This window comes from Desertihabitans aurantiacus (assembly GCF_003344635.1).
Classification (GTDB): Bacteria; Actinomycetota; Actinomycetes; order Propionibacteriales; family Propionibacteriaceae; genus Desertihabitans; species Desertihabitans aurantiacus.
The window spans coordinates 1-12,590 of the sequence record NZ_QPKK01000104.1 but is presented as its reverse complement, the minus strand read 5'-3'; the positions used below and the strand labels follow the sequence as shown (position 1 = coordinate 12,590).

Sequence of the window (12,590 nt, the reverse complement as noted above, 5' to 3'; positions counted from 1 at the left end):
GTACCGGGGCCAGGTCCACCCCGGGCAGCGGCTCGACCGGCTCGCCCACCGGCAGCCGGTCCCCGGCGCGCAGCGGCGCCGGGCCGAGACCGGAGAGCAGGTCGGTGGAGCGCGAGCCGAGCACCGGCTCGACCGCCACCCCGCCGCGGACCGCGAGGTAGCTGCGCAGCCCGCTGACCGGGGTCGCCAGTCGCAGGGTCTCCCCCGCGTGCAGCCGCAGCGGCGCGCCATGGTCCGTGCCAGGGCAGCGGGCGCCGGTGAGCGCCACCCAGACGTCGTCCACCGCCCGCAGCACCAGCCCGCCGAAGGTGACCTCCAGCGTGGCGGCGTCCTCGGGGTTGCCGACCAGCCGGTTCGCGAGCCGGTGCGCGACCCGGTCGCAGGCGCCGGAGCGTCCGATGCCGAGCGAGCCCTGCCCGGTGCGGCCGGCGTCCTGGACGGTGGTCAGCGGGCCGGGCTCGAGCACCTCCAGCCAGCGGGTCACGACGTCACCTCCCGGAACCGGACCCGGGTGCCCGGGGTCAGCAGGGCGGCCGGGTCGCGGTCGAGGTCGAAGACCGCGAGCTCGGTGCGGCCGAGCAGCTGCCAGCCGCCCGGGCTGTCGCGGGGGTAGACGCCGCTGAACTCCCCGGCCAGCGCCACCGACCCGGCCGGCACCCGGGTGCGAGGCGAGGAGCGGCGCGGCACCTTCCAGTCCCCGTCGGCGGCGGTCAGGTAGCCGAAGCCCGGGGCGAACCCGCAGAAGGCGACCGTCCACTCCGTGCCGGTGTGGCGGCGCACCACCTCGGCGGCGTCGCAGCCGAGCAGCCCGGCGACGTCGTCGAGGTCCTCCCCGTCGTAGACCACCGGGATCTCCACCAGCGCGCCGTCGGCCCGTCCGGCCGGGCGCGGCTCGGTGCCTCGCACCCAGCGCTCGACGGCGTCCAGGGTGGTGCGGTCGGGGTCGGTGACCACCAGCACGGTGCGCCCGGCCGGCACCAGGTCGACCACGCCCTCGGCGGGCTGGTCGCTGAGCGCGGTGTAGAGCGCGAGCACCTCGGCGAGGTCGTCCAGCTCGACCAGCAGCGCGGTGCTGCCGCTGGGCAGCACCCTCACGCCGGCGCCCCGTCCGGTCGGTGGCGCGGCGAGCCGGTCACGGCGCGAAGGGGGCCAGCTCGACACCGGCCGCGGTGAGCCGGTCGCGCACCGTGCGCGCGATCTCCACCGCGCCCGGGGTGTCGCCGTGCACGCAGATCGAGGCGGGCTCGAGCACCAGCTGCCCGCCCTCGACGTCGGTGACTGGCTGCCCGGTGGCCATCGCCACGCAGCGGGCGGCGATCTCCTCGGCGTCGTGCAGCACCGCCCCGGGCAGGCGGCGCGAGACCAGCGTCCCCTCCGGCGTGTAGGCCCGGTCGGCGAAGGCCTCGTGCACCACCGTGAGCCCGGCCTCGCCGGCCAGCCGCAGCCAGGCCGAGCCGGGCAGCCCGAGCACCGGCAGGGAGGCGTCGTAGTCGACCACCGCGCGCACCACGGCCGCGGCCTGCTCCTCGTGGTGGACGATCGTGTTGTAGAGCGCCCCGTGCGGCTTGACGTAGCGCACCCGCGAGCCGGCCACCCGGGCGAACCCGTCGAGGGCGCCCAGCTGGTAGAGCACGTCGGCCCGCAGCGCGTCCGGCTCGACGTCGATGAAACGGCGCCCGAAGCCGGGCAGGTCGCGGTAGCCCACCTGGGCGCCGATCGCCACGTCGCTCTGGACGGCCCGCTCGCACACCCGGGCCATGATCAGCGGATCGCTGGCGTGGAAGCCGCAGGCCACGTTCGCGCTGGTGACGACGCTCAGCAGGGCGTCGTCGTCGCCGAGGGTCCAGTGGCCGAAGCCCTCGCCCAGATCGGAGTTCAGGTCGACGGTGCTCATGGGGTGATCCTCCCAGGTCAGCTGAACAGCGCGATCGCCGGTCGCACCGAGTTGACCGCCAGGTAGAGGGTCAGCAGCCAGGCCACCGACCCCACCACCAGCAGCCAGCGGGGGTAGCGGTAGCCACCCAGCAGGTCGCGGCGGAACCAGCCGACGAACAGCAGCACGCCGATCCCGACCGGCAGCAGGATGCCGTTGAAGGCGCCGGCGAAGACCAGCAGCGTGCTCGGGGCCGTCCCGATCAGCACGTAGACCAGGGTGGTGACCGCGATGAAGCCGACCACCAGCCACGTACGGGTGCGCTGGCTGACCGTGCTCTTCGTGACGAAGGAGACGGTGGTGTAGGAGGCGCCGATCACGCTGGTGATGGCGGCGGCCCACAGCACCACGCCGAACACCCGCAGACCCACCTCACCGGCCGCGGCCTGGAAGGCCGAGGCCGCCTGGCTGGCCGGGTCGAGCTGGGCACCGGTGGAGACCACGCCCAGGATCGCCAGGAACAGCACCACCCGCATCACACCGGTGATGATGATGCCGGTCACCGAACCCCGGGTGATCGCGCGGACGTTCTCCTCACCGGTCACCCCGGAGTCGAGCAGCCGGTGCGCGCCGGCGTAGACGATGTAGCCGCCGATAGTGCCGCCGATCAGGGTGGTGATGGCGAGGATGCTGACCTGCTCGGGCAGCACGGCGTTGACCAGCGCCCGACCGACCGGCGGCTGGGAGACGATCGCGACGTAGAGGGTCAGCAGGATCATCACCAGACCGAGCACCACCACGATCCGGTCCATCGCCACCCCGGCCCGCCGGCTGACGAAGATGCCGATCGCCACCAGCGCCGAGAGCGCACCGCCGATCCGCGGGTCCAGCCCCAGCAGGGCGTCCAGGCCCAGCCCGGCGCCGCTGACGTTGCCGACGTTGAAGACCAGCCCGCCGATGCCGAGCAGCGCGGCCATCACCCAGCCCAGACCGGGCAGCACCAGGTTGCCCAGCTCCTGGGCGCGGCGGCCGGAGACGCCGATCACCCGCCACACGTTCAGCTGCAGGGCGATGTCGACGAGGATCGAGACGAGGATGGCGAAGGAGAACGCCACCCCGAGCTGGACGGTGAAGGAGGTGGTCTGGGTGATGAAGCCCGGGCCGATCGCGGAGGTCGCCATCAGGAACATGGCGCCGACCAGCGTCGAGCGGGTGCCGGCCCGCATCGTCGAGGCGACCGGGGACGGCGTCTCGGAGGGTCCGGGGTCGGTGCTTCGGGGATCGGACATCGCTGCTCCTGCTCAGGTGGTCCTGGTGCCATGGTCGCGTGCCCAGGAGGCCTCAAACTAGGACTCCGGCGACCCCCGGGCAACGGTGCCTCCCCGCCGTCTCGGCCCGGCGGGGGCGTCACCGCCCCGCAACACGGCGGTGGCAGGCTGGGCGCCATGTCGCCTGCCGCCTCCTCCCGTCTCGAGGTCGGGATCCGCATCCCCCTCGGCGCCCCGCTTCCCGAGCTGGCCGCCTTCGCCGGGGAGGCCGAGCAGGCCGGGCTGGACGGCGTCGGCGTCCCCGACCACCACCACACCGGCCGGGACGCGTTCATGGCGCTGGCGGCGATGGCCGGACGCACCGAACGGGTGCGGCTCTTCCCCGCCACCTCCAACGTGGTCACCCGCCACCCCCTGGTGCTGGCCGCGCTGACCTCCTCGGTGGACGAGCTGGCCCCCGGCCGCGCCGAGCTCACCGTCGCCCCCGGCTTCCTGTCGGTGGAGAAGGCCGGTGAGCCGCGAGCCCGCCGGGAGCGGCTGCGCCAGGTGGTGCTGGCCCTGCGCGGGCTGCTCGGCGAGGGCCGGGCCGAGCTGGACGGCCACCCGCTGGAGCTGTTCAACCGGCCGGCCGGCGGCAGCCGGGTGACCGTGCTGGCCTCCGGCCCGCGGCTGCTCGAGCTGGCCGGGGAGGTGGCCGACGGCGTCCTGATGCTGGTCGGGCTGCACCCGGAGTCGGTCGCCGCCGCCCGCGAGCACGTCGCCATCGGGGCACGGCGCGCCGGACGCGACCCGGCCGAGATCGAGGAGACGCTGATCGTCCCCTTCGGCGTCGGGGACGCCGCCGAGGCCCGGGCCTGGATCCAGGGCTGGTTCCGCCCCGGTCAGCCGTGGCTGCGCTACCCCAGCGCCTCCAACCTGCGCTGGCTCGGCCACGCCGGCATCACCCTCGACCCCGACTACCACCCCGACGACGTCGACGACGCCACCGCCGACCGGGTGGCCGACGCGTTCGGGCTGTTCGGCTCGGCCGAGGAGTGCGCGGAGCGGCTGCTGCGCGCCCGGGAGGAGACCGGGCTGTCGCGGGCGTTCCTGTTCCCGGCCCACAGCTGGGACACCACCTACCACCTGCCGCGGGCGGAGGTGCGGGCCTTCGGCGAGGTCGTCGGACCCGCGCTCCGCGCCGCCGGCTGCTGACCGGCGTCCGGCCGGCGAGCACCGACACGAGGAGGACCCATGAGCACCACCACCGCTGGCGAGGCCCGCGCCCGCTACCGCGACGGTCTCGTCGCCCCGACCAGCGGGGCCGCCCGCGGCCACACCCAGGCGAACCTGGTGGTGCTGCCGGCCGACTGGGCCTTCGACATGCTGCTGTTCGGCCAGCGCAACCCCCGCCCGGTGCCGCTGCTCGACGTCACCGACCCGGGCGCCACCAGCACCGTGCTCGCCCCCGGCTCCGACCTGCGCACCGACCTGCCGCGCTACCGGGTGTGGCGCGACGGCGAGCTGGTCGACGAGCCGACCGACGTCACCGACCTGTGGCGCGACGACCTGGTCTCCTTCCTCATCGGTTGCAGCTTCAGCTTCGAGCGGGCGCTGCTGGAGGCCGGCGTCCCGGTCCGCAACATCGAGCAGGGGCGCAACGTCTCGATGTACCGCACCAACCGCGACTGCCGCCCGGCCGGACGGCTGTCCGGGCCCCTGGTCGTCTCGATGCGTCCGGTGCCGGCCGCGCTGGTGCCGCTGGCGGTGCAGGTGACCGCCCGGATGCCGCAGGTGCACGGCGCGCCGGTGCACGTGGGCTCGCCGGAGTCGCTCGGCATCGACGACCTGGACGCCCCCGACTACGGCGAGGCGGTGCAGGCCGCACCCGGCGACGTCCCGGTGTTCTGGGCCTGCGGCGTCACCCCGCAGGCGGCGCTGATGGCCTCCCGCCCGCCGTTCGCCATCACCCACGCCCCCGGTCACATGTTCATCACCGACGCCACCGACGCCGACTACCGCGAGCCCTGAGCGTCGGACTCGCTAGGGTCGGGCGGAGCCCGGTCGAGACGGTCGACGCACCGCCCAGACGTCCCGGGGCGCTGCGCCCCGGTGCATCGGCAGCCGGGGCCGACCGGCCCGTCCCGGAGGAACCGACGACCCCGCACCGAGGAGAGCACATGACCCAGACCGTGGCCCTGATCGGGGCCGGAGGTATCGCGCAGGTCCACCTGCCGGCCTGGCTGGCACTGGGAGCGCAGGTGCGGGTGCACTCGGTGGCCGGCTCGTCCGAGCTGGTCGCGCGGCACGGCGGCGGCACCGTCGCCGGCTCGCTCGAGGAGGCCCTGGACGGTGCCGACGTGGTCGACGTCTGCACCCCCACGCCGACCCATCCCGGGATCGTCGCCCAGGCGGCCGAGCGGGGCGCCTCGGTGCTGTGCGAGAAGCCGCTGGCGCTGACCGTGGCCGAGGCGGCCGAGATGATCCGGGTCTGCCGCGACGCCGGCGTCCAGCTGTACCCGGGGCACGTGGTGCGCTTCTTCCCCGAGTACGCCACCATGCACCGCGCGGTCGAGTCCGGCGCCATCGGCCCGGTGGCGGTGCAGCGGTTCACCCGCGCCGGCAGCCGGCCGCGGGCGGACTGGTTCGCCGACCCGGCCCTCAGCGGCGGGATCGTGCTCGACCAGATGATCCACGACCTCGACTTCGCGGTCTGGAACGCCGGCCCCGTCCGCGACGTCTTCGCCCGCCGGGCCAGCACCCCCGACACGGACGGGCGCCGCGGGGTGGTCAGCGCCCAGGTGGTGCTCACCCACCGCTCCGGCGCGCTCAGCTACGTCACCGGCACCTGGGCCGCTCCCGGCACCACCTTCCGCACCAGCTTCGAGGTGGTCGGCACCGAGGGCCTGCTCACCCACGACTCCGCCGCCGCCCCGCCGGTGCGGGTGGACGGTGGCGGTGGCGCGGCCGGCACCGGCCTGCTGCCGGCCACCGTCTCGGGTGAGAGCCCCTACCTGACCGAGATCCGCGAGATCGCCGCCGCCTTCGCCGGCGGTCCGGCGCCCCGGGTCCGCGCCGAGGACGGGCTGGTCGCCGTCCAGGTGGCGACCGCCGCCAACGAGTCCCTGCGCACCGGTGCCCCGGTCGCCGTCGAGCCGCTGCCCGAGGATCTGCTGGAGGTCACCGCATGAAGATCGGCATCCTGTCCTTCGCCCACCTGCACGCCGTCTCCTACGCCGCCGCCCTGCTGGCCCACCCCGAGGTGGACCAGGTGGTGGCCAGCGATCCCGAGCACACCCGGCGTCCGGCCGGTGAGCCCGGTGGTCCGACGATGGCGGCCGAGCTCGGCGTCGACTACCTCGACGACTACGACGCGGTGCTCGCCAGCGGGGTGGACGGCGTGGTCGTCTGCTCGGAGAACGCCCGGCACCGTGAGCTGGTCGAGAAGGCCGCGGCCGCCGGCGTCCACGTGCTCTGCGAGAAGCCGCTGGCCACCAGCGTGGCCGACGGCGAGGCGATGGTGGCGGCCTGCCGCAGCGCCGGGGTGCACCTGATGGTCGCCTACCCGGTCCGCTTCTCCACCGCCTTCGCCGCGCTCCGCGACACGCTCGCCTCGGGCTCGGTGGGTGAGGTCTGCGCGGTCACCGGCACCAACAACGGCAAGCTGCCGACCGGCAACCGGGCCTGGTTCACCGACCCCGAGCTCTCCGGCGGTGGCGCGCTGGTCGACCACACCGTGCACGTGGCCGACCTGCTGGACGCCCTGCTGGACGGCGCCCCGGTGCGCAGCGTCTACGCCCGCACCAACACGCTGCTGCACCCCGACCAGGACCCGGTGGAGACGGCCGGGCTGGTCTCGCTGGAGTACCCCGGGCCGGTGGTCGCCACCATCGACTGCAGCTGGTCCAAGCCGCCGAGCTACCCGACCTGGGGCGGGCTCACCCTCGACCTGGTCGGCAGCCGGGGCACCGTCTCGATGGATGCCTTCGGCCAGCGGGTGGACGGCTTCTCCGAGCGGACCGGACGTCCGCTGTGGCTGCCCTACGGCAGCGACTCCGACGCCGCGCTGCTGGCGGAGTTCCTCGACGGCATCCGCACCGGGCGCGCCCCGCAGCCGGACGGGGAGGCCGGGCTGCGCTCGCTGCGGGTGGTCGCCGCCGCCCAGGAGTCGGCCCGCACCGGCACGGTGGTCACCCTCGACTGATTCCGCCGGCGGCTCTTGCCAGCGCTAAGTTACTGGTGAGTAGCATAGGGGCATGAGTGAGGTCATCGACGTCCCGCAGCTCTCGGTCCCCACGCCCGAGGCCCCTGCCGGGGTGGACCCGCGGACGCTGACGGCCGTCCTCGACGGCCGCTGGGCCGCCGTCCGGGAGCGCTCGCGCGCCTTCGAGCTGCCGCGCGACGAGCCGCCCTCCTACGACCTGGGCACCGAGGAGCACCGGGCCCGGGTCACCGCGCGGCTGCACGAGTTCGCCGCCTCCGGGATGCCGCAGGCCTCCTTCCCGCCCTCGGTCGGCGGGCGGGGCGACATCGGGGCGGGCCAGATCACCATGGAGATGCTCGGTTACCGCGACCTGTCGCTGATGGTCAAGGCGGGCGTGCAGTGGGGCCTGTTCGCCGGCGCGATCACCGCCCTCGGCACCGAGCACCACCACCGCACCTACCTGCGGCGCGCCATCGAGCTCGACCTGATGGGCTGCTTCGCGATGACCGAGGTCGGCCACGGCTCCGACGTCCAGTCGATCGAGACCACCGCGACCTACGACCCGCGGACCCAGACCTTCGACATCCACTCCCCCACCCCGACCGCCCGCAAGGAGTACATCGGCAACGCCGCCCGCGACGGCGAGCTGGCCGTCGTCTTCGCCCAGCTGCACACCGGCGGCCGGGCGCACGGGGTGCACGCGCTGCTGGTGCCGATCCGCACCCCCGACGGCCGCACCGCACCGGGGGTGACCATCGGCGACTGCGGCCGCAAGGCCGGGCTGAACGGCGTCGACAACGGCCGGCTCACCTTCGACCACGTGCGGGTGCCGCGGGAGGCGCTGCTCGACCGCTACGGCCAGGTCGCCGCCGACGGCACCTACACCAGCCCGGTGGAGAGCCCGGCCCGCCGCTTCTTCACCATGCTCGGCACGCTCGTGCGGGGACGGGTCAGCGTCAGCGGGGCCGCCCAGAACGCCACCAAGCACGCGCTGACGATCGCGGTGCGCCACGCGCTGCAGCGCCGCCAGTTCACCGGCCCCGACGACGGCGAGGAGGTGCTGCTGGCCGACTACCGCGCCCACCAGCGCCGGCTGCTGCCCGCGCTGGCCACCACCTACGCGCTCTCGTTCGCCCAGAACGAGCTGACCAGCACCATGCACGACCTGCTCACCGGCGACGGCGAGCCGGACCCACGGGCCCAGCGCGAGCTGGAGTCGCGGGCCGCCGGGCTCAAGGCGGTCTCCACCTGGCACGCCACGGCCACCATCCAGGCCTGCCGCGAGGCGTGCGGGGGTGCGGGCTACCTGGCCGAGAACACGCTGCCCCAGCTCAAGGCCGACACCGACGTGTTCACCACCTTCGAGGGCGACAACACGGTGCTGCTGCAGCTGGTCGGCAAGGGCCTGCTGACCCGCTACTCCGCCCAGTTCGAGGGCCTGGACTGGCGGGGGATGGCGCGCTTCGCCGCCGAGAACGCGGTCGGCGTGGCGATCGAGCGGACCGTCGCCCGCAGCGTGTTCGAGCGGCTGGGCGCCCGCGGCCGGCGCGAGGGCGGCGTCCGCGACCGGCGCTGGCAGCTGGAGCTGCTGGAGGACCGCGAGCGCCACCTGGTGGAGACCGCAGCGGTCCGGCTGCGCCGCGGACGGGCGGACGGCCGTGGCGCGTTCGCCGCGTTCAACGACGTCCAGCCGCACCTGCTGGAGGCCGCCCGCGCCCACGTGGACCGGGTGCTGCTGGAGGCCTTCCTGGCCGCCATCGACGGGTGCACCGATCCGGCCTGCGCCGCGCTGCTGGAGAGCGTCTGCGACCTGCACGTGCTGTCCCGCGTGGAGGCCGACCGCGGCTGGTACCTGGAGCACAACCGGATCAGCGCCGCCCGCGCCAAGGAGGTCACCCGGGCCGTCGACGCGCTGTGCGAGGAGCTCCGGCCGCACCTGGCGACCCTGGTCGACGGGTTCGGCATCCCCGACAGCTGGGTGGAGGCCGCGATCGCCCAGCCGGTACGGCCGGGCTGACCGGAGGCGCTGCGGGCAGTAGTGTCACCGGGACCAGACCCGTCCGTTGAATGAGGTAGAGCCAGCATGACGACGACGACCGCAGCGCAGACCTCCGAACGGGTCGACTCGGTGTTCGCGCACGTGACCGAGATGTTCCCCGCCGAGGAGGTGCACCGCCTCGGCAAGCCCACCCTGCTCGGGCTGTCCTGGGCGATCGAGGACGAGTTCGCCGCCCGCGCCGAGCGGCCGGTGCTGTTCGGGTCCTTCCAGGCCACCCGCTACTACGAGGCCTCCCGGGCGCGCTGGGTCGAGCTGGCCCGGGTGGCCGAGCACGCCGCCGCGCTGGCCGACTTCAGCGGCGCCCCGGCCGATGCCGAGGAGCAGGCCGCCGGGCTGGCGCGGGTGGACGTGTCCGCCGGCAGCCCGATGACCCGGGAGTGGATCGTGGTCTGCGACTCCGCCGAGCTGCCCGCCGCCCTGCTGGCGCGCGAGCTGCCGGGGCAGTCGCCGGTGGCCGAGGAGCGCCGGCTGTTCGAGGCGCTGTGGACCACCGAGCCCGACGTGGTGCGCGCGGCCTCCCGGGCCTGCGCCCTGCAGGCCGCGGCCGCCGGGCACCCCGAGGCCGGCTTCTGGCTCTACCACCTGGCCGAGCAGCCCCGGCCCAGCATCGTGGCGCCCGAGGCGGCGTCCCGGCTGTTCAACCGGGTCGTGGTGCACCTGGACGCCGCGAGCCGGACGCGCTGAGCCCGCCGCCCCGGCGGCCCGTGGCTCAGCCGTCCGTGTCCGCGCGTGGTGCGAGGACGACCACCGCGGTCTCGCCCGGACGGCGCGCCGCGTAGTCGTCGAGCTTCTCGTCGAGCTCGCGCCAGCGGGCCCACAACCGCTCCCGCTCGGCACCGGTGGCCGCGTGCGCCCGCACCGGCCGCGCACCGTCGACGAGCTCGACGACCGCGTCCGGCGTGGCCAGCAGGTTGAGCCACCACGCAGGCTCCCCCTCCGACCAGCCGTTCATGGCCAGGGTGACGAGATCCGGCCCGTCCTCGAGGTAGGCCAGCAGCACCCGCCGCTCCTGCCCGCTGCGCCGTCCGGTCGAGACGAGGCAGAGGTAGCCCTCCCGACCGGGTCGGGCGCGCCGGAGCCCGCGTCGTCCCCCGCTGCCGGCGTAGATCCGCCGGTGCACGCGCCAGGCCAGCCGGACGAACCAGCGCGGCGGGACGAACACCCGGGACGGGTCGGCTGTGGGCACGTCACGACGCTACGGTCAGGCAGGCCGACGCGCACCCGGTGCGGGCGACGACCAGGGATCAGTCAGGGTGGGTGCGCGGACGCGGCCGGCCCAGCCACCCGGCCGGGTCGGTCAGCCGGGGCAGCTCGACGTGCCGCAGGCGGGCGTAGACCGCGACGCTGACCAGCACCCCGACCACGACGCCCAGCCCGCCGCCGATGAGCGTCCAGCGCGGACCGAACAGCTCACCCACCCAGCCGAGCACCGGGGCGCCGACCGGCGTGCCACCCATCAGCACCATCGAGTACAGGGCCATCACCCGCCCCCGCACGCGGGGGTCGCTGCCCATCTGGACCGTGGCGTTGGCGGCGGTCAGGGTGAGCAGGGAGCTCAGACCGACCAGCGGCAGGAAGGCGGCGAAGCTGAGGTAGCCCGGCATCAGCCCGGAGGCCACCTCGATGACGCCGAACAGGACGGAGAACCCGAGCACCGTCCGCAGCCGCGGCGCGCTGGTGCGGCGGGCCGCCAGCAGCGCCCCGAGGAGCGAGCCGACCGCCATGCAGGAGCCGAGGATGCCGTACTCCTCCGCGCCCTTGTGGAACTCCTGCTGGGCCATCAGCGCCGAGGTCATCTGGAAGTTCAGCCCGAAGGTGCCGACGCAGAAGACGGTGGACAGCACCAGCACCAGGTCGGGACGTCCGCGCAGGTAGGCCAGCCCCTCGCGGAGCTGGCCGCGCACCCGCGTGCTGCGCTCCATCGGCCGGAGCAGCGCACCGTCCATCGCCGACAGCGCGACGAGGAAGGCGATGTAGGTGACGGCGTTGGACAGGATCGCCCAGCCCGAGCCGAAGGCGTGGATGACGATGCCGGCCAGCGCCGGGCCGACGATGCGGGCGGTGTGGAAGCTGGCGGCGTTGAGGCCGATGGCGTTGGGGATGAGGTCGTTCGGGACCATCTCGCTGACGAAGGACTGCCGGGCGGGCATGTCGACCGCCGAGCCGATCCCGAACAGCAGGGCGAGCGCGTAGACCATCTCGGTGCGGGCCACCCCGGTGATGGCCAGCAGCCCGAGCGTCAGCGCGCACAGCGCCATCCAGGTCTGGGAGAAGCGCAGCACCGTCCGCTTGTCGAAGCGGTCGGCGATGACGCCGCCGTAGGGGGTGACCAGCAGGGTGGGCAGGAACTGCAGGGCGGTGGTGACGCCGACGGCCAGTGCGGAGCCGCCGGAGAGCTCGAGGACCAGCCAGTCCTGGGCGACCCGCTGCATCCAGGTGCCGACGTTGGAGACGAGCGCGCCGGACTGGTAGACGCGGTAGTTGCGCTCGTGGAGCGCGGCGAACATGCTCACGCGTCGGCCAGCTTCAGCAGCACGGGTGCGGCCGCGGCGAGCACCCGGCGCTCCTCGGGGCTCAGCTCGGCCAGCCGCTTGACCAGCCAGCGGTCCCGGCGCCGCCGGTCGGCCAGCACGATCTCGCGGCCACGTCCGGTGGTGGCGACCACGCTGCGCCGGCCGTCCTCCGGGTCGGCGGTCCGCTCGGCCAGCCCGAGGGACTCCAGCGCCTTCACGGTGCGGGTGATCGCGGGCGGCTGGACCTTCTCCACCTCGGCCAGGTCGCCGACGGTGCTGGGGCCGAGCTTGACCAGCACGCCGAGCAGGGAGAGCTGGTTGGCGGTCAGGCCGAGGTTCTCCTCGTGCATCTGGCGCAGCCGTCGGCCGAGCCGCATCACGCTGCGACGGAGGTCCTGGGCGAGGCGGGTGGAGGCGGGGGGACGTTCGGCGGTCGACATCGTTAACCATGTTAATCATTAACGTGGTTAACGACAAGGCCGCCGACCCCTTGCCGACCCCGTTCCCGACGCCCTAGGTTTGGTCTAGACCGATGCCCGCCCCGAGGGCTCCCCCGAACGGTCCCGAGGAGACGACGATGACGTCAGCCGATCCCACCCACCCCTCCCCCGGCACGCTCCGGCTGCCCCTGCTGAGCCGACGGCGCCTGCTGGGCGGCTCGGCCGCCGCGGCGCTGGCGGGCCTGGCGCTGCCC

Annotated in this window: 13 protein-coding genes; 6 read left to right on the top strand and 7 right to left on the bottom strand. The window is 74.6% G+C overall.

Going from position 1 to position 12,590, the window contains the following annotated elements; all coding sequences use genetic code 11:
* The 4 genes from DVA66_RS10195 to DVA66_RS10180 form a co-directional block, all read right to left on the bottom strand.
* Nucleotides 1-484: 5-oxoprolinase subunit C family protein (locus DVA66_RS10195; RefSeq protein ID WP_408608903.1), on the bottom strand; the 484-nt coding region annotated here is incomplete at its 3' end.
* Entirely contained in the window at nucleotides 481-1,095 is a 615-nt protein-coding gene (gene pxpB, locus DVA66_RS10190; RefSeq protein WP_114559989.1) for a 5-oxoprolinase subunit PxpB, read from the bottom strand. The genes pxpB and DVA66_RS10195, both read right to left, overlap by 4 nt.
* A gap of 37 nt (nucleotides 1,096-1,132) precedes the next feature.
* Nucleotides 1,133-1,894 carry a LamB/YcsF family protein gene (locus tag DVA66_RS10185; protein ID WP_114559988.1) on the bottom strand — a complete coding sequence of 254 codons (762 nt, stop codon included), beginning with the start codon at nucleotides 1,892-1,894 and terminating at the stop codon, nucleotides 1,133-1,135.
* A 17-nt stretch (nucleotides 1,895-1,911) separates the two neighbouring features.
* Nucleotides 1,912-3,162, bottom strand: coding sequence for an NRAMP family divalent metal transporter (locus tag DVA66_RS10180; protein WP_114559987.1), 1,251 nt, complete (start codon nucleotides 3,160-3,162; stop codon nucleotides 1,912-1,914).
* Between the two features lie 156 nt (nucleotides 3,163-3,318).
* Between DVA66_RS10180 and DVA66_RS10175 the strand changes: the two genes are divergently transcribed.
* From DVA66_RS10175 to DVA66_RS10150, 6 genes are all read left to right on the top strand, one after another.
* Nucleotides 3,319-4,335 (top strand): LLM class flavin-dependent oxidoreductase, encoded by a 1,017-nt coding sequence (locus DVA66_RS10175; RefSeq protein ID WP_157973937.1) that lies wholly within the window; start codon nucleotides 3,319-3,321, stop codon nucleotides 4,333-4,335.
* A 39-nt stretch (nucleotides 4,336-4,374) separates the two neighbouring features.
* The gene (locus tag DVA66_RS10170) at nucleotides 4,375-5,151 is read left to right on the top strand and encodes a putative hydro-lyase (RefSeq protein ID WP_114559985.1); all 777 of its coding nucleotides are present in this window, start codon (nucleotides 4,375-4,377) and stop codon (nucleotides 5,149-5,151) included.
* Nucleotides 5,152-5,300: 149 nt separating this feature from the next.
* The gene (locus DVA66_RS10165) at nucleotides 5,301-6,311 is read left to right on the top strand and encodes a Gfo/Idh/MocA family protein (protein ID WP_114559984.1); all 1,011 of its coding nucleotides are present in this window, start codon (nucleotides 5,301-5,303) and stop codon (nucleotides 6,309-6,311) included.
* On the top strand, nucleotides 6,308-7,324 hold the full coding sequence (locus tag DVA66_RS10160) for a Gfo/Idh/MocA family protein (RefSeq protein ID WP_114559983.1): 1,017 nt from the start codon (nucleotides 6,308-6,310) through the stop codon (nucleotides 7,322-7,324). Before DVA66_RS10165 ends, DVA66_RS10160 begins: the two co-directional genes overlap by 4 nt.
* Before the next feature lie 52 nt (nucleotides 7,325-7,376).
* Nucleotides 7,377-9,341 carry an acyl-CoA dehydrogenase family protein gene (locus tag DVA66_RS10155; protein ID WP_114559982.1) on the top strand — a complete coding sequence of 655 codons (1,965 nt, stop codon included), beginning with the start codon at nucleotides 7,377-7,379 and terminating at the stop codon, nucleotides 9,339-9,341.
* Between the two features lie 66 nt (nucleotides 9,342-9,407).
* The gene (locus DVA66_RS10150) at nucleotides 9,408-10,067 is read left to right on the top strand and encodes a DICT sensory domain-containing protein (RefSeq protein WP_114559981.1); all 660 of its coding nucleotides are present in this window, start codon (nucleotides 9,408-9,410) and stop codon (nucleotides 10,065-10,067) included.
* Nucleotides 10,068-10,092: 25 nt separating this feature from the next.
* Here DVA66_RS10150 and DVA66_RS10145 read toward each other — a convergent pair whose 3' ends face one another.
* From DVA66_RS10145 to DVA66_RS10135, 3 genes are read right to left on the bottom strand one after another with little or no spacing between them, the layout of a single operon-like run.
* Entirely contained in the window at nucleotides 10,093-10,569 is a 477-nt protein-coding gene (locus tag DVA66_RS10145; RefSeq protein ID WP_114559980.1) for a nitroreductase/quinone reductase family protein, read from the bottom strand.
* 58 nt (nucleotides 10,570-10,627) lie between these two features.
* Nucleotides 10,628-11,890 (bottom strand): MFS transporter, encoded by a 1,263-nt coding sequence (locus tag DVA66_RS10140; protein WP_114559979.1) that lies wholly within the window; start codon nucleotides 11,888-11,890, stop codon nucleotides 10,628-10,630.
* A 2-nt stretch (nucleotides 11,891-11,892) separates the two neighbouring features.
* Nucleotides 11,893-12,336: a MarR family winged helix-turn-helix transcriptional regulator gene (locus DVA66_RS10135; RefSeq protein ID WP_114559978.1), complete on the bottom strand. Its 444-nt coding sequence runs from the start codon at nucleotides 12,334-12,336 to the stop codon at nucleotides 11,893-11,895.
* Between the last annotated feature and the right edge of the window lie 254 nt (nucleotides 12,337-12,590).